Annotated in this window: 20 protein-coding genes, 2 tRNA genes and 1 riboswitch; of the genes, 10 read left to right on the top strand and 12 right to left on the bottom strand. The window is 72.5% G+C overall.

Going from position 1 to position 22,787, the window contains the following annotated elements; genetic code table 11:
• Positions 1–71 precede the first annotated feature (71 nt).
• A tRNA-Lys gene (locus tag KM933_RS05215) sits at positions 72–144 on the top strand.
• A gap of 133 nt (positions 145–277) precedes the next feature.
• Here the strand turns inward: KM933_RS05215 and KM933_RS05210 are convergent.
• The 3 genes from KM933_RS05210 to KM933_RS40200 all read right to left on the bottom strand — a co-directional run bounded on the left by KM933_RS05210 (position 278) and on the right by KM933_RS40200 (position 1,355).
• The gene (locus KM933_RS05210) at positions 278–487 is read right to left on the bottom strand and encodes a hypothetical protein (protein ID WP_221348622.1); all 210 of its coding nucleotides are present in this window, start codon (positions 485–487) and stop codon (positions 278–280) included.
• Between the two features lie 141 nt (positions 488–628).
• The gene (locus tag KM933_RS05205; protein ID WP_221348620.1) at positions 629–1,078 is read right to left on the bottom strand and encodes a hypothetical protein; all 450 of its coding nucleotides are present in this window, start codon (positions 1,076–1,078) and stop codon (positions 629–631) included.
• Positions 1,079–1,100: 22 nt separating this feature from the next.
• On the bottom strand, positions 1,101–1,355 hold the full coding sequence (locus KM933_RS40200) for a GntR family transcriptional regulator (RefSeq protein ID WP_308013267.1): 255 nt from the start codon (positions 1,353–1,355) through the stop codon (positions 1,101–1,103).
• Here KM933_RS40200 and KM933_RS39015 point away from each other — a divergent pair.
• Entirely contained in the window at positions 1,318–1,500 is a 183-nt protein-coding gene (locus KM933_RS39015; protein ID WP_260333155.1) for a hypothetical protein, read from the top strand. The genes KM933_RS40200 and KM933_RS39015 overlap by 38 nt on opposite strands.
• Positions 1,501–1,628: 128 nt before the next feature.
• On the opposite strand, the gene KM933_RS05195 is transcribed toward KM933_RS39015, so the two are convergent.
• From KM933_RS05195 to KM933_RS05185, 3 genes are all read right to left on the bottom strand, one after another.
• Positions 1,629–2,060, bottom strand: a complete 432-nt coding sequence (locus KM933_RS05195; protein WP_221348618.1) for a RipA family octameric membrane protein — start codon at positions 2,058–2,060, stop codon at positions 1,629–1,631.
• A gap of 72 nt (positions 2,061–2,132) precedes the next feature.
• Entirely contained in the window at positions 2,133–2,762 is a 630-nt protein-coding gene (locus KM933_RS05190; RefSeq protein WP_221348616.1) for a GTP cyclohydrolase II, read from the bottom strand.
• 172 nt (positions 2,763–2,934) lie between these two features.
• Entirely contained in the window at positions 2,935–3,474 is a 540-nt protein-coding gene (locus KM933_RS05185; protein WP_221348614.1) for a MarR family winged helix-turn-helix transcriptional regulator, read from the bottom strand.
• Positions 3,475–3,563: 89 nt separating this feature from the next.
• On the opposite strand from KM933_RS05185, the gene KM933_RS05180 reads away from it, so the two are divergent.
• From KM933_RS05180 to KM933_RS05170, 3 genes are all read left to right on the top strand, one after another.
• Positions 3,564–4,703, top strand: a complete 1,140-nt coding sequence (locus KM933_RS05180; RefSeq protein ID WP_221348612.1) for a dihydrofolate reductase family protein — start codon at positions 3,564–3,566, stop codon at positions 4,701–4,703.
• Between the two features lie 101 nt (positions 4,704–4,804).
• Positions 4,805–4,878: transfer RNA gene (locus tag KM933_RS05175), tRNA-Met, on the top strand.
• Between the two features lie 305 nt (positions 4,879–5,183).
• Positions 5,184–5,341: riboswitch (cyclic di-AMP (ydaO/yuaA leader) on the top strand.
• Positions 5,342–5,352: 11 nt separating this feature from the next.
• On the top strand, positions 5,353–6,402 hold the full coding sequence (locus tag KM933_RS05170) for a M23 family metallopeptidase (RefSeq protein WP_221348610.1): 1,050 nt from the start codon (positions 5,353–5,355) through the stop codon (positions 6,400–6,402).
• 138 nt (positions 6,403–6,540) lie between these two features.
• Here the strand turns inward: KM933_RS05170 and KM933_RS05165 are convergent, their stop codons facing one another.
• From KM933_RS05165 to KM933_RS05150, 4 genes are all read right to left on the bottom strand, one after another.
• Complete coding sequence (locus KM933_RS05165; RefSeq protein ID WP_221348608.1) at positions 6,541–7,890, bottom strand: PrsW family intramembrane metalloprotease; 1,350 nt, start codon at positions 7,888–7,890, stop codon at positions 6,541–6,543.
• Positions 7,891–7,947: 57 nt separating this feature from the next.
• Positions 7,948–8,778 (bottom strand): tRNA (guanosine(46)-N7)-methyltransferase TrmB, encoded by an 831-nt coding sequence (trmB, locus tag KM933_RS05160; RefSeq protein WP_221348606.1) that lies wholly within the window; start codon positions 8,776–8,778, stop codon positions 7,948–7,950.
• Positions 8,779–8,869: 91 nt separating this feature from the next.
• On the bottom strand, positions 8,870–10,084 hold the full coding sequence (gene lhgO, locus KM933_RS05155; protein WP_221348971.1) for an L-2-hydroxyglutarate oxidase: 1,215 nt from the start codon (positions 10,082–10,084) through the stop codon (positions 8,870–8,872).
• A gap of 282 nt (positions 10,085–10,366) precedes the next feature.
• A complete protein-coding gene (locus KM933_RS05150; protein WP_221348604.1) occupies positions 10,367–11,791 on the bottom strand; it encodes an NsdA family TPR-like regulatory protein in 1,425 nt (474 codons plus the stop codon).
• 777 nt (positions 11,792–12,568) lie between these two features.
• On the opposite strand from KM933_RS05150, the gene KM933_RS05145 reads away from it, so the two are divergent.
• Positions 12,569–14,659: an asparagine synthase-related protein gene (locus tag KM933_RS05145; protein ID WP_221348602.1), complete on the top strand. Its 2,091-nt coding sequence runs from the start codon at positions 12,569–12,571 to the stop codon at positions 14,657–14,659.
• A gap of 314 nt (positions 14,660–14,973) precedes the next feature.
• Here the strand turns inward: KM933_RS05145 and KM933_RS05140 are convergent, their stop codons facing one another.
• Positions 14,974–15,819 carry a TetR/AcrR family transcriptional regulator gene (locus tag KM933_RS05140; protein ID WP_221348600.1) on the bottom strand — a complete coding sequence of 282 codons (846 nt, stop codon included), beginning with the start codon at positions 15,817–15,819 and terminating at the stop codon, positions 14,974–14,976.
• 388 nt (positions 15,820–16,207) lie between these two features.
• Here KM933_RS05140 and KM933_RS05135 point away from each other — a divergent pair, with 388 nt between their 5' ends.
• The 3 genes from KM933_RS05135 to KM933_RS05125 all read left to right on the top strand — a co-directional run bounded on the left by KM933_RS05135 (position 16,208) and on the right by KM933_RS05125 (position 20,313).
• Complete coding sequence (locus KM933_RS05135) at positions 16,208–17,572, top strand: NAD(P)/FAD-dependent oxidoreductase (RefSeq protein WP_221348598.1); 1,365 nt, start codon at positions 16,208–16,210, stop codon at positions 17,570–17,572.
• A gap of 124 nt (positions 17,573–17,696) precedes the next feature.
• On the top strand, positions 17,697–19,421 hold the full coding sequence (locus KM933_RS05130; RefSeq protein WP_221348596.1) for an ATP-binding SpoIIE family protein phosphatase: 1,725 nt from the start codon (positions 17,697–17,699) through the stop codon (positions 19,419–19,421).
• Positions 19,422–19,476: 55 nt separating this feature from the next.
• Positions 19,477–20,313, top strand: coding sequence for a class I SAM-dependent methyltransferase (locus tag KM933_RS05125; RefSeq protein WP_260333085.1), 837 nt, complete (start codon positions 19,477–19,479; stop codon positions 20,311–20,313).
• A gap of 99 nt (positions 20,314–20,412) precedes the next feature.
• On the opposite strand, the gene KM933_RS05120 is transcribed toward KM933_RS05125, so the two are convergent.
• Positions 20,413–21,684 (bottom strand): MFS transporter, encoded by a 1,272-nt coding sequence (locus tag KM933_RS05120; RefSeq protein WP_221348966.1) that lies wholly within the window; start codon positions 21,682–21,684, stop codon positions 20,413–20,415.
• A gap of 147 nt (positions 21,685–21,831) precedes the next feature.
• Here KM933_RS05120 and KM933_RS05115 point away from each other — a divergent pair, with 147 nt between their 5' ends.
• A complete protein-coding gene (locus KM933_RS05115) occupies positions 21,832–22,377 on the top strand; it encodes a MarR family winged helix-turn-helix transcriptional regulator (RefSeq protein ID WP_221348594.1) in 546 nt (181 codons plus the stop codon).
• The last annotated feature ends 410 nt before the right edge of the window (positions 22,378–22,787 follow it).

The raw sequence follows: 22,787 nt of genomic DNA, 5'->3' as shown, positions 1-22,787 counted from the left end.
GCCGCGTCCGGCTATGCTCGTTCCTGCACCGGCGCGAGGTCGGTGCGCGCACCGGCTTCGGCCCGGTGCGCGGACCCTTAGCTCAATTGGCAGAGCAGTGGACTTTTAATCCATTGGTTGTCGGTTCGAGTCCGACAGGGTCTACGCGAGTTGGGAGGTCCGATCCGGGATCGCCCAGCACGAACACCCCCCGACAGGCTTCGGCCTCTCGGGGGGTGTCGTCGTCTTCGAAGGTTCGGCGCGGGCCGCACCGCGGCCGGAAAGGCCGGGCGTCGCCTCACTTGCCGACGAGGCCCGCCGGGAGCAGCGTCGAGGGCGACGCGACCGGGTTCCCCACCTCCAGCGACCCGAGGAGGCCGTTGAGGAGACCGGCGCCGGGCGCGCCGGCGGGCGGGACGGGTGCGGCCGCGGCTGCCGCCTGGGCGGTCGGAGCGGTTGCCAGGAGGGTGCCGGCCAGGACGGAGACACAGGCAATCTTCTTGATCATGCCTGCCCCAACGACCCGCTTCCCGCCGGGCAACGCTCCTGTCACCCGCTTGCCCCGTGCGCGGTGTGTCCTGTTCCCGGTGAACACCTGCGCCCCGAAACTGTCACCGGCGGTCAGTACGACCAGGTCGTGCGCAGTCCCTCATACGGCCAGCGCGCATCCCGACAGGACGGCCCCCGTCAGGGCGACTCCGGCGTGCAACAGCGCCCACAGGACATAGAGCCGGATTCTGAAGAGCCTCGGGTACCTGGGAAGATGCCGCGCGAAGGCGAGAGGCCAGGCCGCTTGGACGTTCAGCTCGGGGTGCAGGGCGGTCAGCTGGTCCCGCAACTGCCGAGCCACGGTGTTGTGGTACTCGAAGCGCTCCCGGAATTTGAGGCAGGCCAGCGCGCCGTAGAGGCCCAGAAGAGTCATCGGCACCGAGATCACCAGCGTCGACATGTGTATGCCTCTCTGCGATATGAGCCCCAGGCCCGCGGCGACGACCAGGATGACGATGTTGGAAAGCGTCGCCCGCTGGTTCTCCGACTGGACCGCCGCCTGGCGTTGGTCACGCCAGATCTCCAGAAGAACATCGCTGTCGTCAGCCATGCGGCCACCCCCTGCCAGTGACCTACTCCTGTGCCGCGCCGAGCGCCACAGGCACGCACGGACGTGTACGGAGTCCCGGTGCCTGACGGAGCTCGCCCCCGGCGGGCTCGTCGCCGGAGGGCCGCGGCACTTCGATGACGTACGTCCCCTTCGCGGGCAGGGTCGCTACGAGTCCGCGTCTGCGGAGTTCGACGACGGCACGGCGCACGGTGCCGATGCTCACGCTGTACAGGTCCGTCATGGCCCGCTCACCGGGCAGTGCGGCCCCCTGCGGCAACTTGCCGGACGCGATGTCCGCCTCGATCGATGGAACACGTGAACGGCGCCCCCGTGCCCGCGCCCCGCCTGCCGCCCCGGCCGTCACCCTCGTCCGGCGTACCGAGGACCCCCAGATCGTCGTCGAGGAGATCTTCTGGCAGTGACCTCGGTCGTCGGTGCGCGCAACGGGATCCATACCCGAGTCGAGATCCAAGGGACCATGCGCAGGCCCCTGCTTCGGCATGATCCGAGGCGAGGGTCCGTTCCTGACCCGGGCCGGCGGCCGGTCGGCTCAGCTGATCAGCAGCAGCGCCGTCCACATCACCGCCGCCAGCGACGGCAGCAGGTAGGCGATCAGTACGATCGAGCGGCCCCGGGCGCGGCCCTGTCTTCGCTCCGCCCAGCTTGTCCACGTGGCCGCGTACTCGGGCAGGCGTTGCAGTGCGCGGCGCTGTACGTGCTGGTAGTAGAGCCGGTGCCGGTGGCCGACGTACAGCCAGGTCAGGGCCAGTACGAGGCCGAAGGCCGCCAGGACGCGCGCCGCCACCAGGTGCTGCTCCGCGCCGAGGAGCGTCGTGTGGGCCACGGCGAAGAGGGACTGGCCCACCAGGAAGAGGTTGCCCCGCTGGAACAGCATGGTGTTCTCGTGCAGCGTGTGCTGCCAGAGTCGGCCGTCCTGCGCGATGCGCTGCGCCTCGCTCTCGTCCCCCGTGTCGTCCCCCATGCCGTCGTTCTGCCCGGGAGACGCCGCGGAGCCACCGCTTCCGCCGCGGCCTGTCGGGACACCGGAGCCGCGTCAGCCCGCCGTGAGTTCCGCCAGCGGCAGCGTGTGCTGGGTCCGGAGGACCTTCGCGCGGAGGTAGAGGACGTTGTGGGCCGTGGTGAACACGCCCGTCGGGATGCGGTGCCGCACGTCCACGCCCAGGGTGCGGAGCTGCTCCGCCTTGTCCGGGTTGTTGGACAGGAGGTCCAGCTCCCCGATGCCGAGGGCGGTGAGCATCTGGGCCGCCGCCGTGTAGTCGCGGGCGTCCTCGGGCAGGCCGAGGGCCGTGTTGGCGGCGTACGTGTCGAGACCCTGGTCCTGGAGGGCGTACGCGTCGAGCTTGTTGTAGAGGCCGATGCCGCGGCCCTCCTGGCGCAGGTAGAGGAGGACGCCGCCGTGCTCCGCGATCCGCTCGACGGCCTCGCGCAGCTGAGGGCCGCAGTCGCAGCGGGACGAGCCGAAGGCGTCGCCCGTCAGGCACTCCGAGTGCAGACGGACCAGGGGCGTGGCGCCGGCGGGGTCGCCGAGGACCATCGCCACGTGTTCCCGGCCGTCGGTCAGGCCGTGGAAGGTGACCAGTTCGGCGTCGACGCCGTAGCCGTCGTGGAAGCGCAGGGGCACCCGGACGCGCGAGCGCTGGGTGGCGGCGGGGTAGTCGGGCATGCGGCTCTCCGGTCCACGTTCCTCATCTGCTTCAGATTTGAAGCAGATCCTCGATTCGGGACCCTATCCATGTTTTAAAGTTAAAGCAATGGTTGGTCGATCCCGCTCGCCGCCGTGGTCCCACTCACCCCCGTGGTCCCGCTCGCCGCCGTGGTCACGGTCACCGCCGTGGTCACGGCCACGACTGCGGCTGCGAGGAGGTGCAAGGCCCCGACGAGCGCCGGCGCCACGGCACGTCCTCCGCGACGGTCCCCGGCTCGTCGCCCTGAAGGTTCCGTGCGACCCCCGCGCAGATCTCCTCCAACTGCCCGACCTGTTCCGGGGTGAGGTGGTCGAAGAGGGCCGCGCGTACCGTCTCCACATGGCCCGGAGCCGTGCGTTCCAGCAGTGTCATCCCCTCGTCGGTCAGGGCCGCGACGCTGCCCCGCCGGTCCGTGGGGCATCCTTCGCGGCGTACGGCCCCGTCCTTCTCCAGCCGCCCCACCGCGTACGTCAGCCGACTGCGGGTGATCTTCGTCCGCTCGGCCAGGTCGGTCATCCGCAGGCGGCGCTCCGGCGCCTCGGAGAGGTTGGCCAGGATGGAGTAGTACAGGTGGGGCATGCCGGCCTCCTGCTGGAGCTGCCGGTCGATCGCGTCCTCCAGGAGGTGGGAGGCGGCGATGTAGGCGCGCCAGGCGCGCTGCTCGTCGGGAGTGAGCCAGCGGGTCGTCATGTCTCCAGTGTAAGTTTGCTTCAAGTTTGAACCAATGTCGGGCCTTCCTGCGAACGAGTCAGGTCCCGCCCGCGAAAGGGAGCGCGCCCATGCCCCACCCCTACGTCCTGTTGTCCGCCGCCGTCTCCCTCGACGGTCGCCTGGACGACACCGGCCCCGAACGGCTGCTGCTCTCCGGCCCCGCCGACTTCGACCGGGTCGACGAGGTACGGGCCGACTCCGACGCCATCCTGGTCGGCGCGGGCACGCTGCGCGCCGACAACCCCCGGCTCCTCGTCAACTCCGCCGTGCGGCGGGCGGTCCGCGTCGACGCCGGCCGCCCCGAGTACCCGCTGAAGGTCACCGTCAGCGGCACCGGCGACCTGGATCCGCAGGCCAACTTCTGGTCCACCGGCGGCGAGAAGGTCGTCTACACCTCCGACGAGGGCGCCCCGAAGGCCGCCGGGGCCCTGCGCGGGCTGGGCGTCGACGTCGTCCCCGTGGGGCCCGTCCTGGACTGGCGTGCCGTGCTCACCCACCTGCACGACGTACGGGGCGTACGGCGGCTCATGGTCGAGGGCGGCGGACGCGTCCACACCCAGCTCCTCCAGCAGGGGCTCGCCGACGAACTGCAGCTCGCCCTCGCGCCGCTCCTGGTGGGGCAGCCGGACGCACCCCGTCTGTTCGGGCCCGGCGAGTACCCCGGCGGTCCCCGCAGCCGGCTGCGGCTGGTCGAGACGCGGCCCGTGGGGGACGTGGTGCTCATGCGGTACGTGCCCACCGCGCCCGGCACCGGGTCCGCACCCTCGGCCGCCGACCACCGGTGGCTGGAGCTCGCCTGCGAACTGGCCGCGGAGTGTCCGCCCTCGCGGACCGCGTTCAGTGTGGGAGCGGTCGTCGTCGCGGCCGACGGCACGGAGCTGGCCCGCGGGTACTCCCGTGAGTCCGACCCCGTCTCGCACGCCGAGGAGGCCGCGCTCGCCAAGATCGACCCGGCCGATCCCGGGCTCGCGGCCGCCACGGTCTACAGCAGCCTGGAGCCCTGCGCCCACCGTGCCTCGCGGCCCGCGCCCTGCGCCCGGCTGATCCTCGACGCGGGCGTGCGCCGGGTCGTCACCGCCTGGCGCGAGCCCGACACGTTCGTGACGGCGGCCGACGGGAACGGCCTGCTGGCCGCGGCGGGCGTCGACGTCCTCGTGCTCCCGGAGTACGAGGACGCGGCGAAGGCACCGAACCGGCATCTCGGCTGAGCCGCCACTCACCTGCGTGCCTCGGCTGCCACCCGCCGGCGGGCCTCGGCACTTACCCGCGTGCCTCGGGTCCCGCGGATGGCGTACACTGGTCATAACGACGCGGGGTGGAGCAGCTCGGTAGCTCGCTGGGCTCATAACCCAGAGGTCGCAGGTTCAAATCCTGTCCCCGCTACTGAAGACCTGAGGCCGGAATCCAATGGATTCCGGCCTCAGGTGTCTTCCGGGACGATCGCGGGCCGTTCGGCGTCCTATCACTTTCAGTAGTCATGTGGCACCCCTGCGCACAACGGCAGATCCGCCCCTGACGAAAGTCACATCTTCAGAACGAGGGCAACTCGCCCGTTTGATCCGCTCAAGACCCGTTGGTCCAGGCCGGAAGCCTTAACGATCACCAAGAACAGCTTGGAATCAGGTGCCCGGGTCTATTAACGTTCGATAACGCAGCGCGGTTGTCCCAGCCGTCACAAGAGACGGCTCCGTGCGCACGCGCCGAATCCCGCAAGGGAACCGGGGAACCACCTACATGGGGTGAATCGCACGTCTTTCGCGGTGGAGCACACCGCGGTTGACGCGCGTAGGAGACCTTCCTGCTCCGAACCCGTCAGCTAACCCGGTAGGCGAGAAGGAAGGAAAGGAGCGCGCCCACGTGGCGTCCAACAGGCCTGCCCCCATGCCCTCGTTCGTACCGGATGAGGTGACGGGTGAGTCGTCGGGTGAGAAGAAGCCCGACACCTTCGCTTACGGCGCGCGCAGGGACGAGGAGACCTGGGAGGTCTGGAATCCCAGCGCGGACACCGTCCTTCCCGTCCGCGGCCGGCACCGTGTCTCCAAGCAGCGCGGCGGAGGACTCGCCCGCAGCTCGACCGTTCTGGGCGTCGGTGTCATAGCCGCCGTCGGCGCGGGCGGCATGGCCACCGCGCAGACCGGCAAGCCGCCGGTGTCGATCTCGATCCCCGACCTGCCGAACGTGGGCTCGCTGATCTCCGACGAGGAGACCCCCGAGGGCTCCAGCACGCCGCTCACCGACGCCGGTCTCACCACCGCCGACGCCGAGCAGGGCAACGCGGACGCGGGTGAGGCGCTGCGCGCCCGCATCATGCTCCAGGCCGAGCTCCAGCAGGACCAGGTGGACCGCGAGGCCCAGGCGGCCGCCGAGGCCGCCGCCGCGAAGAAGGCCGCCGAGGCGGCGGCCAAGGAGCGGGACGAGGCGAAGGCCAAGGCCGTCGCCGCCGAGAAGAAGAAGAAGGCGGAGGCCGCGGCGAAGGTCGAGGCCGCGCGCCTCGCCACGCTCGCCAAGCAGTACACGCTGCCCACCTCCTCGTACACGATCACCTCGACCTACGGTCAGGCCGGCGCGCTGTGGTCCTCCGGTCAGCACACGGGTCTGGACTTCGCCGCTCCCACGGGTACCCCGCTCAAGGCGGTTCACAGCGGCACCATCACCGAGGCGGGCTGGAGCGGCTCGTACGGCTACCGCACGGTCCTCACGCTCGACGACGGTACGGAGGTCTGGTACGCCCACCAGTCGTCGATCGGCGTCAGCGTCGGGCAGAAGGTCAGCACCGGCGACGTCATCGGCCGCGTGGGCGCGACCGGCAACGTCACGGGGGCGCACCTCCACCTGGAGGTCTACACCAGCGGTGGCGCCCCGGTGGACCCGATGGCCTGGCTGCGGGGCAACGGGCTCAACCCGTAGGTTCCGCCGCCTTCCCGCGACCACGACCGAGACCGCGACTTCCGACGCGTCGAGCTTCACCGCTTTCGCGGTGACCGGCTCGGCGCGTCGCGCCGTGTCGGCTCCGGAGGGAGCGGGACGGGCTGAGAGCGGCACGGGTTAAGAGCGGTACGGGTTGTACGCCGGGTACTGGGGTGCCGGGTATCCGTAACATCCCTGCGGATGTCCGTACAGTCCGTACTGTCCGTGCGGGTACCCGCACGCCGCCGGCCAGGGGGACGGTGCCGGAGGCGGGGCCGTGGCCCTCGCCGCGTACGCCAGGGCCGGGCGGGCCGGTTCCCGGCGGGCCCACAGCTCGTGGAGCAACTCCCGCTCGCGCACCGCGAAGTCCGCCCCCGCACGGCCCCGGCGGCCCCGGTGGCGCAGGAACGCCAGCGACGTCGCGTACGCCTCGTACTCCGCCACCGCCCGGCCCGCGTCCCGGCCGCCGTGCCGTGCGGCGTACTTCCGGGCCAGCCGCCGTGCCCTCATCGAGCCGAGGGCGAAGGGCTCGGGCGGGGCCAGCCAGCCGGCCATGGCGTACGACGGCAGTTCGGCGCGGACCGTGCCCAGTTCGCGCTGGCGGGTCCAGACGGCCAGCCAGGTCAGCAGTCCGAAGACCGGGACCATGAAGACCGCGTAGACCGCGAAGAAGCCGTACTCGCCGAAGGTCGACGAGCCGTTCCACACCGCGTGCATGCCCATCGCGAGCAGCAGCCCGGTGACGGGGAGGAGCACACGGCGCACCTGCTGGCGGTCCGCCGAGAGCGCCGCGACGCCGAAGCCGATGCCCGTCAGCACGGTGAACAGCGGATGCGCGAACGGCGACATGATCACGCGTACGAAGAAGGTGGCCGCCGTGACGGAGAAGATGCCGGTGTCGCCGGTGACCTGGTCCGTGCCGAACGCCGTGCCCAGATAGAGGATGTTCTCGGTGAACGCGAAGCCGGTCGCCGTGACGCCGGCTATCACCACGCCGTCGACTATCCCGGTGAAGTCCCGTCTGCGGAACAGGAAGACGAGCAGGACCGCCGCGGCCTTCGCCGACTCCTCAACGACCGGCGCTATCACCGTCGCGCCGAGGGTGTCCGCGTGGGACGGGTCCGCGGTGGCCGTCGCTATCCACTGCGTCGCGAAGCTGTTCGCGACGATGGCTATCAGCGCGGCCGCGCAGGCGCCCCAGGCGAAGGAGAAGAGCAGGTTCCGCCAGGGGCCCGGATCGACCCGGTCCAGCCAGCGGAACGCGGCGACGAGCAGCGGGACGGGCAGGACGGCGAGGCCGAGGCCCACCAGGAAGCCCTCCGTGCCGGTCTGCCTGCGGACCAGGGCCAGGATGACGAGGCCGGACAGGGTGAGGAGGGTGGTCAGCGCGGCGTAGCGCAGCCAGGTGCGCTGCCACCAGTGGGCGCGCCGACGGGGGCCTCCGGCGGGGAAACCGGGGGGTGTCGGGGGTGGGAGGCTGGTGGCCATGACAAAAACCCTAACGAGGGAGGGGCTTCGCCCGCGAGAGCGCCCCGTCAGGGGTGCTCAGGTGCCCGTGCTGTCCGTGCTGCCTGTGTTGCCCGTGCTGTCCGTATGAAGCGGTACGCGGCGGAACAGGAGATCGTTCACCACGTGGCCCTTGTCCAGGCCCTGGCCCTCGAAGCGGGTCAGGGGACGGAAGTCCGGGCGTGGCGCGTAGCCGCCGCCGGGCTGGGTGTTCTCGAAGTCGGGGTGTGCCGTGAGGACCTCCAGCATGACCTCCGCGTACTCCTCCCAGTCCGTCGCGCAGTGCAGCAGGGCGCCCGGGCGCAGGCGGGAGGCGGCGAGCGTGAGGAACTCCGGCTGGATCAGGCGCCGCTTGTGGTGGCGCTTCTTGGGCCAGGGGTCCGGGAAGTAGACGCGCAGGCCGGCGAGGGCGCTCGGTGCGAGCATCTCGCGGAGCAGGATGATCGCGTCACCGTTGGCCACCCGGAGGTTGGACAGGCCGGCCTTGTCCGCGAGGTTCAGCAGGTTGCCCTGGCCCGGGGTGTGGACGTCCACGGCGAGGATTCCGGTGCCGGGGTCCTCGGCGGCCATCTGCGCCGTCGCCTCGCCCATGCCGAAGCCGATCTCCAGTACGACCGGGATGTCGGCGCCGAACAGGTCCGGCAGGTCGAGGATCCGCTTCCCGTCGATGTCCAGGCCCCACTTGGGCCACAGGCGGTGCAGCGCGTCCGCCTGCCCGGGGGTCACCCGGCTGCGGCGGGGCTGGAAGCTGCGGATCCTGCGCTCGTGGTGGGAGCCGGCCGGGTCGGGCCGGGGGCCGTCCGGGAAGCGGGGCTCGCTTCTCGGGGGGCGGGGGGAGCGGGGCTCGGGGGTGCGGGATGAGTCAGACACAGTGCGTCGATTTTACGTCCGCCGGGACCGGGGTCGGGGCCGCCGGTCGTCCGTATGAGTCTGCATGCGTCTGCATGCGTCTGCGTTGCGTTCAGAGGGCCGCCAGGGCCCTGAGCGCTCTTCGGGCCACCTCTCTGCCGATCGGGAGGGACGCGGTGGCCGCGGGGGAGGGGGCGTTCAGGACGTGGACCGTGCGGGGGCCCTCCTGGATCAGGAAGTCGTCCACGAGGGTGCCGTCGCGGAGGACCGCCTGGGCGCGGACGCCCGCGGGGGAGGGGACGAGGTCGTCCGGGGTCGCCGCGGGGAGCAGGCGGCGGACCGCCCGGGTGAAGGCGGCCTTCGAGAGGGAGCGGTGCAGTTCCCCGCCGCCGTAGCGCCAGTGGCGCCGGGCCAGGTGCCAGGAGCCGGGCCAGGCGAGGGTCGCGCCCAGTTCGCGGGGGCGGACCGTTCGCCAGTCGTAACCCTCGCGGGCCAGGGCCGGGACCGCGTTCGGGCCGATGTGGACGCTGCCGTCGATGCCGCGGGTCAGATGGACGCCGAGGAAGGGGAAGGCCGGGTCGGGGACCGGGTAGACGAGGCCGCGGACCAGCTCGGGGCGGGCGAGGGTGTAGTACTCGCCGCGGAACGGGATGATCCGCACCCGGGGTTCGTCGCCGGTGAGGCGGGCGATCCCGTCGCAGTGGAGGCCGGCGCAGTTGACGAGGACGCGGGCGCGGACGACCGTGCCGTCGTCCGTGCGGACCGCCACGCCGAGGTCGGGGCGGCGGTCGATGGACACGGCCTTCGTGCCGTAGCGGATGCGGGCGCCGGATGCCTCCGCGAGCCGGCGGGTCACGGCCGAGAAGTCGCACACCCCGGTCGTGGCCACGTGGATCGCGGCGAGACCTCGCACCTCGGGCTCGTACGCGCCGATCTGGGCGGCGCCCAGCTCCCGTACCGGTATGCCGTTCTCCCGGCCCCGCTGGACGAGCGCGTGCAGTCTGGGGAGCTCGTCGCGCTCCGTGGCGACGATCAGCTTGCCGGTCACCGCGTGCGGGATGTCGTACTCGGCGCAGAACTTGACCATCTCGGCGGCGCCCCGCACCGCGAACCGTGCCTTCAGGGAGCCCGGGCGGTAGTAGACCCCGCTGTGGATGACCCCGCTGTTGCGGCCCGTCTGGTGCCGGGCGGGGCCGGGTTCCTTCTCCAGTACCGTCACCCGGGTGCCCGGGGCGGCGTGCGTGATCGCGTACGCCGTCGACAGGCCGACGATCCCGCCACCGATCACCAGCACGTCGCAGTCGTAGGAGACCGCCGCCCGCACCATCCGCCCGCCCACCCCCACTGTCGCGCACTTCCGGTTGCCGATCCCGATAGTGCCTTGCGCCACTGACAACGGCCTCAAACCAGAAGCCGGGAACGGGGTGGCGCGGGAGTACGAGGTCACCCGTCGTCCGCACCCGTGCCGGCGGCGGCCGTGTCGCGCCCTTCAGGGGCGCGGGGAACCGCGCGACCGGCCACGGAGCACCCGCACCTTTCGCCGGGCAGCGGCCGTCCGGACGCGACGGGAGCCGGCCCCGGCGGGAGCCGCCCCCGGCGGAGGCCGGCCCTAGGCCGGCGCCATCAGCAGCGGCCTGGCGCGTTCGCGCAGTTCGACGACCCGCGGCTCGTCCCCGTACGGCTCCAGCCGGTGCAGCAGGTCCTTCACGTACTCCGTCGTGCGGGCCGAGGAGATGCGCCCGGCGACCTCCACCGCCCGCACCCCCTGCTCGCACGCCGCGTCCAGGTTGCCCGACTCCAGTTCCGCGACCGCGGACACCACCAGGCGCAGCCCGTGGGAGCGGACGAACTCCTCCGTCGGCCTCGACAGGGCCTGTTCCGTGAAGCGGCGCACCTGCCGCGGGGCCTTCAGGTCGCGGTAGCACTCCGCCGCGTCCGCCGCGAAGCGGTCGTACGAGTAGAAGCCCAGCCAGGACGGGTCCTGGTCGCCGTCGCGGGCCCGCTCCAGCCAGCCCTCGGCGGCCTTCAGGGCGCCGCCGGCCGCGTGGGCGTCGCCCGCGCGCGCGTGGGCCCGCGCCTCGACCAGGCGGAAGAAACTCATCGTGCGGGCGGTGGCCAGGCCCCGGTTGCGTTCGAGGGCGGCCTGCGCGAGGTCCACGCCCTCGTCGCCGAAGCCGCGGTAGGTCGCCTGGAGGGACATGGAGGCCAGTACGTAACCCCCGAGGGGCACGTCCGCCGCCGCGCGGGCCAGGCGCAGCGCCTGGATGTAGTAGCGCTGGGCCGCCTCCTGCTGGCCGGTGTCGAAGGCCATCCAGCCGGCTAGGCGGGTGAGTTCGGCGCTCGCCCCGAAGAGGGAGCGGCCGACCTCGTCGGAGTACGAGCCGAGGAGCAGCGGCGCCGCCTCGACGCGCAGGCACTCCGGCACCATGGAAGAACGCCAGTCGCCGCCTCCGTACTTGGAGTCCCAGCGCCTGGCGTCCTCGGCGGCCTCCCGCAGCTTCACCACGTCGCTGTGGCCGACTTTCAGCGGCGCGGCGGAGCCCTCCAGCGGGCCGGCGTCCCGTGCCACCGAACTGTCGGCCGGGGTTATCAGCCACCGCGAGGCGGGGGTCGCGTAGGCGCTCACCGCGAAGGAGCCGGCGAGCGACTGCCAGATGCCGCCGGAGCCGGCCCGGCGCCCCGCGAGATCGAGGCGGTAGAGGTCGGTCGCCGAGCGCACGGCCTGTCCCACGTCGCGGGGGAAGGCGAGACCCACCTCCGGCGCGGGGTCCGCGTCCGCCAGGCCGATCTCGTGCAGCGGCACCGGGCGGCCGAGCTTCTGGCCGATGGCGGCGGCGATGAGGTGCGGCGCGGCACCCTGCGGCACCATGCCCTTCGACACCCAGCGCGCCACCGACGTCTTGTCGTAGCGAAGAGTCAACCCGCGTTGGGCGCCGAGGTCGTTGACGCGACGCGCGAGTCCTGCGTTGCTGATTCCCGCGAGGGCGAGAACGGCGCCGAGTTTTTCGTTCGGCCCGCGTTGCTCCCTGGACATTGCGCCACCCCTCGACACAGACGGCTGCCGCAATGGGTGTCGCCCCGCGGCATTCGTGCTGTGTCCCCCCGAGCGCCGACCCCTGGAACCCCACCCGCACACGCACGTGGCTGAGCCCTCAGGAATATGCCTCCCGCGAAAACACAGGCAAACACAGGGTAGTTCGCCGCATCCCAAGCGTTAAGGGGCATTGTTCCGGATGGCGGGATTGTGGTCCGGGGGCGAGCACGGAGCGTCGTGGCGTGCTCCCGTTGTGTGGCAGTGCGCCCGTCCGTGCGCTCTTCTCCGGCCACCGGGGGAGCGCTTCGATGGATGGTGCGTGGGTCGGCCCGCTGTACTGGATCCGGTGGGCTGGGGGACACCGCCGCCTACATCCCCGCGGGCGGCGGACCGGTCCGGGAGGCGGAGTCCGCCTCCCGGACCGTGCGATGCGCACAGCCTGTACGGAGAGTGTGCAACGCTGTTCGTCCATTCTCGATTTGGCTGAATACAGCCCCCCTCCTTCTGAGGTCAAATACCGCTTCCACCACGGTACTTGCGGGCGCGTTGGATGTTCTGGGGGAGCGTTTCGGGGGCGCATTCACGTCGCAGGCCGTGGGTCGATTCCCCGCTTCCGCCCTTCGACGCGCGTGAGTTCACCGCTGAGGGGGCATCTCCACAGGGGCGCACTCCGGGGAGCGCAAGCGGCCCCGCCGACCCTCCGGCGCTCTCTCTTCGTGGCAGCATGGTGTCCGGTTCGTGCGGTGCCCTGGTTGTCCACAGCCTGTGGAGGCGGCGATGCGGTGGTTGGTGGGATGGAGCAGTACCGCCGCTCGTGCGCCTGAGTTCGGTTCGGCGGGCGCGACCGGCAGCGACGGGGAGACGGTCCACCCGGTCGGGTCCCAGCTCCTGTGGGGCGACCCCGACCCGCTCTGGGCGGTCGGCGACTGGCGCCCCGACGAGGTGCGTGTCGTCAGGGCCGACGACCGGAACCGCATGGCGGTGCTCGGCACCTGCGGCGCCTCCGACGAGGAGCTGCGCCTCGGTCTGATCGCCGCGCGCGGCGGGGCCCTGCGGCACCTGACGGCCTGGTCCGGCAGTTACACGGCTGTCGTCCAGGTGGGCCGCCGGGTCATGGTCTGCGGCGATCTCGCGGGTGTGAGACCGGTGTTCTACACCCCCTGGGCGAGCGGCACGGCCTACGCGACCGCCGCCCTGCCCCTCGCCGACCTCATCGAGGCCAACCTCGACTTCGGGCACCTGGCCGCCCTGCTCGCCGCTCCCGACGTACCGGCGGCCCTGCACGACTCCACCCCTTACGAGGGAGTGCGACGCATTCCGCCCGGGCACGCGCTGATCCTGCGCGCCGGCGCACGGGAGATCGCGGGGTACGAGCCGGTGGCCTCCCTCGCCGTCGCGGCCCCCGCCGCCGACGCCGACAGCGCGGTGGACGGGGTCCGGGACGCCCTGGTGGAGGCCGTGCGCGCCCGGCTCGCCGCGCCCCGGCACGTACCGGGGGTCGACATGGATCCCGGACCCGTGCCGGGGATGGGGCCCGCCGAGCGGCGCGCCGCACGCGGCATGCCCGTGCCCGGCATCGGGGCCGACCTCTCCGGAGGACCCGCCTCCGGCACGCTCGCCCTGCTCGCCGCCGGTCTGCCCGGCGCCCCCGGCACCGTCCTCGGACACGGCACGGGCGCCGGTGAACGCCTCCTGGCCGTCACCTTCAACGACCTGGCGGTCAAGGGCCGGGAGGCCGAGCTGGAACGGGCCGGGACCCTCGCCGCCAACCCGCGCCTGCACCACGTGGTGGTGACCGGGGGCGAGGAGATGCTCCCCTACGCCGAGCTGGAGGGCCCGCTGACCGACGAGCCGGGCCCGTCCCTGGTGACCGCCGCCCGCCACCGCGCGCGCCTGGCCGCGGGCAGCGCCGACCACTTCACGGGGTACGGCGCCCGGCAGGTCCTGGACGCACACCCGGCCCGCCTCGCGGACCTGCTCATGGACCGCAAGCGGCGCCATCTGCTGCGTCCCGTCAAGGCGCTGGCGAAGACCGACGGCTCCGTCATGGTCCCCGCGCGCGTGTACGGCGCGGCCCGCAAACTGTCCCGCACGCCCTACCCCGCCGGTGTCGAAGGACTGGCCGACCGGCTGCTGAGCAGGCGGTTCGAGGAGCCGGCCGGTGCCGCGGGGGCCTCCCTGGCCGCGCTCACCTGGGCCAGGCCCGGCCCCGCCGCGCGCTGGCTGACCGGTGAGGCGCTGGCTGAAGTATCGGTTCGCCTGACGGGTGGGACCACCCGCGCGAACGTCGGCCCCGGGCAGCGGCCGGGCGACTTCCGGGCGCGCTCGGCGCTGGCCCGGCACGCCTCCGACCTGCGCGTCCTGGAACAGGCCGCCGAGGTCCGGTTCCAGCGGCTGCACGCACCCTTCCTCGACAACCAGGTCGTACGGGCCTGCCGCGCCCTCCCCGAGGCGCTGCGCGTCCAGCCCGGGGCGCGGGCCGCGATCCTCCGTACGGTGCTCGAAGGCGCCGGTGTCACCGACCTCCCGGCGGGCTGGGGCGCCGCCTCCCCCGGAACCTCGGCCGCGGCGCGCACCGGGCTGCGGGTCGCCGCGGACGAACTGGTGGCGCTCTTCGACACGCCCCTGCTCGCCCAGGCGGGACTGGTGGAGGCACGCGTCGTCCGCAAGGCCCTGCGGGCGGCGGCCGAAGGTGAACCGCTGCCGCTGGAAGGACTGGCGGACCTGGTCTCGCTGGAACTGTGGCTACGGCGGCTCCTGGACCGCCGGGGAACGTGCTGGACGGGCACCCCCGCCCGTCAACGGGCCGTCCCGGCAGGAATCCGCCCACAGCGCGGCGCCCTGGGAGCGGGAGCGCGCAGGGCCTAGAAGCGCAGGCAACCGCCCCGCCCCCGTCAGGGGCGCGGGGAACGGCGCGCCCAGCCCTCACGCGCCTGCACCCGGCCGAAGAACGCGCACGGCTTGAGGGCAACCGGCCGTGGCGCCGCGACCGGAGCCCCGTCAGGGACGCGGGGAACGGCGCGACGAGCCCCCACGCACCCGCACCCGACCGAAGAACGCGCACCGGCCGGAGGCAACCCACCTCCGGCCGGAAAACCGGCCCCGCCGGAGCCGACCCGCACCCCCGCCGGAGCCGACCCGCACCCCCGCCGGAGGCAACCCGCACCCCCCGGAGGCAACGTTCAGGCCCGGGCGTCCGACGCCGGACGTGACCGCAGCCCTTCCAGCAGGATGTCCAGCAGCCGCGCCGACGCGGCCGCCTGCTGCGCCGCGTCCGGCAGCGACGGCGCCGCCGTGGCGATCACCAGCAGCACGTCCGACACCGTCACGTCCGTACGCAGCTCGCCCGCCGCCCGCGCCCGCTCCACGAGCCGGCCCACGACCTCCAGCAGCTGGGCCGCCCCGGCGTCGTCCTCGTCCGGGCCCCCCAGGGAGGCCGGACGCTGCTCCACGAGCCGCAGTTCGGGCCCGCCAGACCCGCCAGACCCGCCAGGCCCACCGTGTCCGCCCGGCTGGCCGGACTGGTACCGCTGCTGCGGCACCCGCGCCCCGTCGAGGAGCGAGGTCCCGTCAGGGACCGGACCTTCGTCGGCGACCCCCACCCGCAACACCTGTGGCGGCAATAACCGCCCGGCGCCCGAGGCCACCGACGTCCGCAGGAAGCGCGAGAGCGCCGACCACGGCTCGTCCTCCTGCCCGAGCGCGGACTGCGCCTGGTCGGTCAGCCGGGAGGTCTCCTCCTCGGCTATGCGCCGGACCAGGACGTCCTTGCTCGGGAAGCGCCGGTACACCGTGCCGACGCCGACCCGCGCGCGCCGCGCCACGTCCTCCATCGGAGCGCCGTACCCCAGCTCACCGAAGACCTCGCGCGCCGCACGCAGTACGTGCTCCAGATTGCGCTGTGCGTCCACCCGCAGCGGCGTGGTGCGCGATACGTCCCCCGCGCGTCCGTTGCCCGCCGCCGCACTGGCCGCGCCACCCGTCGCGAGGGCGGACGCGGATGTCCAATGAGTGTCCTGCGTATGCATATGTGTTCCCCCGGTAATGACGTCTCCCCCCGGAGACTCTCCCCGCCATCGACTGCCGGAGTCAGCGGAACGGCCTTGGAACGGCCTTCGCCGTAGGGCCCGTCGTACGGACCCGTCGAGCGCGTCCCCCCACACCCCGATGACATACGAACATAGTTGAGTGGGAGTCAATTCAGAAGGGGGAGGTTCCGCACGGAGCGCCCCCCGATCGGAGTACGGACCGCTTACGTCCCGGTTGCGCCCCCTAATGCCACCCCGCTCACACCTGCTGACCTGCGAATCCCTTCCACGCCCGGACGGATCGGCCCCGGCCAGGCTTCTTCGGCGTCCGGTCACACAAATTGACGGGCCTGTGGACAAACGCCGGTAGGCGTTGCGTCATGGGTGAGTGAAGGAACGCGCGCGCATTCTCGTTGTCGGCGGCGGCTACGTCGGGATGTACACCGCTCTGCGTCTGCAGCGGAAGCTCAGACCGGAGCTGAGGCGGGGCGACGTGGAGATCACCGTGGTCACGCCCGACCCGTACATGACCTACCAGCCGTTCCTCCCCGAGGCCGCCGCGGGCTCGATCTCCCCGCGCCACGTCGTCGTGCCGCTGCGCCGCGTCCTGGACGGCTGCCGGGTCGTCATCGGCGAGGCCACGTCCGTCGACCACGCGAAGCGCACCGCGACCGTCGCCACCCTCGCCACCGAGGAGGAGGGCACGGGCCCCGACCAGCTCTCGTACGACGAGCTGGTCCTGGCCCCCGGCTCCGTCTCGCGCACCCTGCCGATCCCCGGTCTCGCCGAGTACGGCATCGGCTTCAAGACCGTGGAGGAGGCCATCGGCCTGCGCAACCACGTCATCGAGCAGATGGACATCGCCTCCTCCACCCGCGACCCCGCGATCCGCGACGCCGCCCTGACCTTCGTCTTCGTGGGCGGCGGCTACGCCGGGGTGGAGGCGCTCGGCGAACTGGAGGACATGGCCCGCTACGCCTCCCGCTACTACCACAACATCAAGTCCGACGACATGAAGTGGATCCTCGTCGAGGCATCGGACCGCATCCTCCCCGAGGTCGGTGAGGAGATGGGCAAGTACACCGTCACCCAGCTGCGCCGCCGCAACATCGACGTGCGCCTGCGGACCCGCCTCGACTCGTGCTCCGACCGCGTCGCCGTTCTCAGCGACGGGGCCCGTTTCCCGACCCGCACGGTCGTGTGGACGGCGGGCGTGAAGCCCCACCCGGTCCTCGCGGCCACCGACCTGCCGCTGAACGAACGCGGCCGGCTGAAGTGCACCGCACAGCTGACCGTGGACGGCGCCCCGCACGCGTGGGCGGCGGGGGACGCCGCCGCCGTACCCGACGTGACCGCCCCGGAGCCCGGCCGGGAGACGGCCCCGAACGCCCAGCACGCCGTACGCCAGGCCGCCGTCCTCGGCGACAACATCGTCCGCTCCCTGCGCGGCGAACCGCTGGAGACGTACTCCCACAAGTACGTGGGCTCGGTCGCCTCCCTGGGACTGCACAAGGGCGTCGCGCACGTCTACGGACGCAGGCTGAAGGGGTACCCCGCCTGGTTCATGCACCGCCTCTACCACCTGAGCCGGGTGCCCACCTTCAACCGCAAGGCCCGCGTGCTCGCCGAATGGACCCTCTCGGGCCTCTTCAAGAGAGAGATCGTCTCTCTCGGCTCGCTCGAACATCCCCGTGCGGAGTTCGAACTGGCGGCCGGTGGAAAACCCCCCCGGGACCCGAAGGGGTCGTCCTGACCGGATCCAGGAACTCCGCCCGCGCGACAGGCGTCTGACGGATGTCGGTCCGGTCGGACACACTGGTCCACGACCATGGGCGGGCCGACCGCTCGCCCTTCGATCCCACGAGGCCTGTCCCACAGTGAACTTCACGCGCTGGAGCGCCCGGCTCCCCGGAACGCAGCGCCGCGCGGCGGCGCGGGCCGACGGACTGCCGACGGCACTCCCTTCGGAGGGCTCCGTGCCCACGGCACGCGCCGATCGGCCGGCCGCCACCGAGGACGCCCCGGTCGCGCTCACCCCCGCCGTGGACGAGCTGCCGGTCCGCGAGGTCCTGGACCGCATCCCGGCCCTGGTCGCCCTCGTGCACGGCCCGGACCACCGCCTCGCGTACGTGAACGACGCCTATGTGGCGGCCTTCGGCGACCGCCCGCCCGGTGAACCCGCGCGCGCCGCGCTGCCGGAGCTCGCCGGGATCGGCCTGCTGCCGCTCCTCGACCAGGTCCTGCGCAGCTCCAGGCCGCGCACGGTCAAGTCCCGCAAGGTGCCCGGCGGCCGCTCGTACACGTTCACGTGCACCCCCGTCCCCGTCGAGGCGCCGGTCGTCCCGGAGGACGGCGGAAAGGGAGACGGAAGCGGAAAGGGGAACGGGAGCGGCGGAAGCGGTGGTGGTGGCGGCGTGCTGATCTTCGCCGCGGACGTCACCGACCACGCCGAGGCCGCCGAGCGGCTGCGCGCCAGCGAGCGCCGTCAGCGCGAGACCGCCGTCACCCTCCAGCGCTCCCTGCTGCCCCAGGAACTGGAGGAACCGGACGACCTGCGCGTCGCCGCGACCTACCACCCCGGCGGCACGGAGACCGCTGTCGGCGGCGACTGGTACGACGTGATCACCCTCGGCGGCGGCCGCACCGCCCTCGTCATCGGCGACGTCATGGGCCGCGGGGTCCGCGCGGCGGCCGTCATGGGCCAGCTCCGCACGGCCGTCCGCGCGTACGCCCGTCTCGACCTGCCCCCGCACGAGGTGCTCCAGCTCCTCGACGGCCTCGCCATGGAGATCGACGCCAACCAGATCGCCACCTGCGTGTACGCGGTCCACGACCCGAACGAGGGCCGGCTGGTGTACGCCTCCGCGGGCCACCTCCCCATCCTCGTACGGGACGAGAGCGGTACGGTCCTGCGCGCCGACGAGCCCACCGGCCCTCCGCTCGGCACCGGCGGCTGGATGCACGCCTCCGGCTCGGTGCCCCTCGGCCCCGGCTCCACCGCCGTGCTCTACACCGACGGCCTGGTCGAGCGCCGGGACGCGGACCTCGACGAGGGCATCACCTCCCTGGCGGGCGCCCTCGCCGGCGCCACGGGCAGCCCCCAGGTGGTCTGCGACCGCCTGGTCCGCTCGGCGGGCGTGACGGCCGACCACGACGACGACGTGGCCGTCCTGGTCCTCCAGCACCCCGCGCGTACGGGCCCGGACGGCGACCTCTTCCGCAACGCGGCCCTGGAACTGCTCGGCGGCGTGGAGGCGGCCCCACGCGCGCGTGCCTTCGCCTCCGGCGTCCTCACCAGCTGGCGCTTCCCGCCCGACCTGCACGACCTCGGCGTCCTGGCCGCCAGCGAACTCGTCGCCAACTCCCTCCAGCACGGCACCCCGCCGATGCGTCTGCGCCTGCGCCGCACCGACCGCCGCCTGATCGTCGAGGTCACCGACGGCGACGACCACCTCCCGCGCCGCCGCCGCGCCGAACCGGCCGACGAGTCCGGCCGCGGCATCGCGATCATCGCCGCCATCGCCTCGAACTGGGGCTCCCGCCGCGCCCCCGGCGGCGGCAAGGCGGTCTGGTGCGAGTTCGCGCTCGCCCGCACCACCTGACCCAGGGGTCGCGCGGCATCTGGTCAGCCCCGCCCGTCGGTGCTAGTAGCTCACCATGTCCACTTCCAGCTCACCCCAGGCAGACGAAAAGGACTCCCCGTTCGAAGGCAGCGCTCCCGAGCGCTACGAGCAGTACAGCGCACCCGTCATGGCGCCGTTCGTGGCGGCGCTCCTGGACGCCGTGGACCTGTGCCCGGGCCACCAGGTCCTCGACCTCGCCGCCGGCACCGGCTTCGTGGCCCGCGCGGCGGCCGCCCGGGTCGGCCCGACGGGCCACGTCGTGGCCGCCGACCCCAGCGGGCCGATGCTGAAGGTGGCCGCCGCCAAGGCGCCCCGCATGTACCCGGACATCGAGTTCACGGTGGCACCCGCCGACCGCCTCCCCCAGCCGGACGACGCCTTCGACACCGTTCTCTGCCAGCAGGGCGTCCAGTGCTTCCCCGACCTCGGCGCGGCCCTCGCCGAGGTGTCCAGGGTCCTGCGTCCCGGCGGGCGGTTCGCCGCCACCGTCTGGGCCGCCTGGGACCGCTCCCCGTACTTCGCCGCCCAGCGCCGGGTCCTCACCGAGCACGGCGGCCCGTCGGCGGAGGCGTACTTCGCGGCGGCCTTCTCCTGTCCCGCCGACCGGCTCGCGGGCGCCCTCACCGACGCGGGCTTCCACGGGGTGACGGTCCGCGAGGTCACCCCGGACATCACCCTGCCGCCGCTCGCCGCCTTCGTCCGCGGGTACCTCTCGGCCGTCCCGTGGGGCCAGGCGATCGAGGACGCCGCAGGACCCGACGGCCTCACCGCGGCGGCCGAGGCCGTCACCGCGGCCCTGGCCGACCGCACGGATCCCGACGGCACGGCGACCGTCCCGTTCACGGCCACCCTGGTGACGGCGATCCGCTGAAACCCTCCCGCACCGCGGCGGACACGGCGACGGCCGCCACCACATCAGTGGTGACGGCCGTCGTACGCCGTGGCGCGGTCCGGTCAGGCGGCGGTCCGGTCAGGCCGCGGTCCGGACCTGCTCGGCAGGCGTCCCGCCCCGGACGACCACCCGGCTCTTCGCCAGCGAGGGCTGATCCTGCACGGGAGTGAGCTGCCGCCCCAGCCGCACCGCCAGGACCGTGATTCCCAGCGAGAACAGCAGGAACGTCACGATGTACGGGGCGTGCAACGAGGCGCCCATCGGCCCGCCCACCGCCGGACCGACCGCGAGGGCCAGCTGCTTGACCAGGGCGAAGGCCGAGTTGTACTGCCCGGCCAGGCCGCTCGGCGCCAGGTCCGCGACCAGCGGCGCCACGGTCGGTGACAGCATCGCCTCACCCAGCCCGAAGAGCGCGTACGTCGACACGAACGCGGCCGTCGCCATGGCCTGGCTGCCGTGCCCGAGCCCCGCGTACCCGGCGGCGACCCAGGCGAGGGCCCAGATCAGCCCCACCGCGGCGATCACCCGGGACCGCCTGCGCCGCTCGACGAACCGCAGCACGGCGAACTGCGCGACGACGATCACCGCGGTGTTCGCGGCGAGAGCCGTGCCGAGCGCGGAGGTGGAGATACCGGCCGCCTCGACGCCGTACGCGCTGAGCCCCGACTCGAACTGGCCGTAGCAGGCGAAGAACAGCACGAAGCCCAGGACGCACAGCTGCACCATGGCCCGGTTGCCGAGCAGCTGCTTCCAGCTGCCCCCGGTCTGTGCCGGCGCACCCTCGACCTTGGGCGCCCGCGGCATCCGCACAGTCGCCATGACCACCACGAGCAGCAGGAACATCGCCGCCTCGATCGCGAAGAGCAGGGTGAACGAGCTCACCCGGGAGGCGTCGACGAGATGGCCGCCGATGAGCCCGCCGACACCGAGTCCGAGGTTCTGCAGGAAGAACTGGGTGGCGAAGGCACGCGAGCGGGTCTCGGCGGTCGAGCAGTCGACGATCATCGTCGCCAGCGCGGGCTGCATCACGGCCTGTCCGGCACCGAGCGCGGCCGCGGACATCAGTACGGCCGTCGAGCCGGCCGCCAGTCCCAGGCTCAGCGCTCCGGCCGCGGCGGTGACCAGGGCGAGGAGCAGCACCGGCAGCGGGCCCCGCCGGACGATGGCCCGTCCGGCGAACGGCAGCACCACGAGCGCGGCCACGGCGAAGACGGCGAGCACGAGACCCGCCGTCATGGCACCGAGGTCCCGTACCTGCGCCACGTAGACGTACAGATAGGGGACGGTGAAGCCGAGCCCGAACGCGCTGAGCGCGTTGCCCACATGGATCCGGCGCATCTCCGCGCCCATCGCCCTGGTCACTTTCACCTGCCTTGAGAGAGAAGTCCTACGCCTGCCTCACAATGCAGGCATGAAGACTTCGAAGCTAAAGTTCGAAGTTGAACAGTACATCTCGAAGGACTTCGATGCCAAGCGAGGGCGTGCCATACTGCGCCCATGGGCGACACCCCCGTGAACGAGCCGACGCTGGACGAGCAGATCGCCGCCTACCAGCGCGAGTTCCAGGACCTCGACCCCCAGGTCGAGAAGATCGTCTCGGCGCTGGGCCGCCTCAACCGCCGTATGAACGTCGCGTACGGCCGCCAGACCGCCGCCCTCGGTATCAGCAATGCCGAGTGGGAGGTCCTCAAGGCACTCGTCCTGTCCGGAGCGCCCTACTGCCTGGGCCCGAGCGATCTGGCGAAGCGGCTCGGCCTCACCCCGGCGGCCATGACGCACCGGATCGACCGGATGGTGACGGAAGGACTCGTCACCCGGGAGCGGGACGAGTCCAACCGGGTCCGGGTGATCGTGGAGCTCACGCCCGAAGGCCGCGACAAGTGGCTGGAGGCCATGCGCCTCGCCACCGTCTTCGAGGAGGACCTGCTCCAGGACCTCTCCCAGGACGAGCGCGGCGTCCTCGGGGAAGTGCTGACCCGGCTGCTGCGCCGCGTGGAGGACGCCCAGCCGGACGCCGGCGGCCGGCTCACCGACCTGGACTGACGCCGGGGCCTGGGGCCTGGGGCCGGGGACCGGATCCGCGGTTTGCCGAACGGTCACCTGGGGCAGACTTGACACTCCCCTCGCAGATCCGTAAGGTACTTCGAGTTGCCGCGGCCGTAACGGTTCTGCGACAGCACCTCCGCCGCGGATGCGGCACACCAAACCACCAGCACGATCCCCCAACGGGATTGAATTCGGCACGCCTGAATTCATTTCGACGGGACCCGGTAGCTCCGATTAGGAACTGCCGAGAGGATCCGCTACCGTTTGGGACGTCGGAACGGCCCAACAGCCGCAAAGACAAACCTGGTTGACTGAAAGGCAGGCCCGAGAGGATCTGCTAGAGTCGACACCGCCGGAAAGGGAAACGCGAGAGCGGGAACCTGGAAAGCACCGAGGAAATCGGAACC

This window comes from Streptomyces beigongshangae (assembly GCF_019710745.1).
In the GTDB taxonomy this organism is placed as follows: domain Bacteria; phylum Actinomycetota; class Actinomycetes; order Streptomycetales; family Streptomycetaceae; genus Streptomyces; species Streptomyces beigongshangae.
This window is presented reverse-complemented; position numbering and strand designations above follow the sequence as displayed.

Excerpts from the sequence above, each read along its gene's own strand:
- KM933_RS05210 (WP_221348622.1), bottom strand. The coding sequence starts at position 487 with ATGATCAAGAAGATTGCCTGTGTCTCCGTCCTGGCCGGCACCCTCCTG.
- KM933_RS05205 (WP_221348620.1), bottom strand. The coding sequence starts at position 1,078 with ATGGCTGACGACAGCGATGTTCTTCTGGAGATCTGGCGTGACCAACGC.
- KM933_RS39015 (WP_260333155.1), top strand. The coding sequence starts at position 1,318 with ATGGCCCGCTCACCGGGCAGTGCGGCCCCCTGCGGCAACTTGCCGGAC.
- KM933_RS05195 (WP_221348618.1), bottom strand. The coding sequence starts at position 2,060 with ATGGGGGACGACACGGGGGACGAGAGCGAGGCGCAGCGCATCGCGCAG.
- KM933_RS05190 (WP_221348616.1), bottom strand. The coding sequence starts at position 2,762 with ATGCCCGACTACCCCGCCGCCACCCAGCGCTCGCGCGTCCGGGTGCCC.
- KM933_RS05185 (WP_221348614.1), bottom strand. The coding sequence starts at position 3,474 with ATGACGACCCGCTGGCTCACTCCCGACGAGCAGCGCGCCTGGCGCGCC.
- KM933_RS05180 (WP_221348612.1), top strand. The coding sequence starts at position 3,564 with ATGCCCCACCCCTACGTCCTGTTGTCCGCCGCCGTCTCCCTCGACGGT.
- KM933_RS05165 (WP_221348608.1), bottom strand. The coding sequence starts at position 7,890 with ATGGCCACCAGCCTCCCACCCCCGACACCCCCCGGTTTCCCCGCCGGA.
- lhgO (WP_221348971.1), bottom strand. The coding sequence starts at position 10,084 with ATGGTGCGGGCGGCGGTCTCCTACGACTGCGACGTGCTGGTGATCGGT.
- KM933_RS05150 (WP_221348604.1), bottom strand. The coding sequence starts at position 11,791 with ATGTCCAGGGAGCAACGCGGGCCGAACGAAAAACTCGGCGCCGTTCTC.
- KM933_RS05145 (WP_221348602.1), top strand. The coding sequence starts at position 12,569 with ATGCGGTGGTTGGTGGGATGGAGCAGTACCGCCGCTCGTGCGCCTGAG.
- KM933_RS05140 (WP_221348600.1), bottom strand. The coding sequence starts at position 15,819 with ATGCATACGCAGGACACTCATTGGACATCCGCGTCCGCCCTCGCGACG.
- KM933_RS05125 (WP_260333085.1), top strand. The coding sequence starts at position 19,477 with ATGTCCACTTCCAGCTCACCCCAGGCAGACGAAAAGGACTCCCCGTTC.
- KM933_RS05120 (WP_221348966.1), bottom strand. The coding sequence starts at position 21,684 with ATGGGCGCGGAGATGCGCCGGATCCATGTGGGCAACGCGCTCAGCGCG.
- KM933_RS05115 (WP_221348594.1), top strand. The coding sequence starts at position 21,832 with ATGGGCGACACCCCCGTGAACGAGCCGACGCTGGACGAGCAGATCGCC.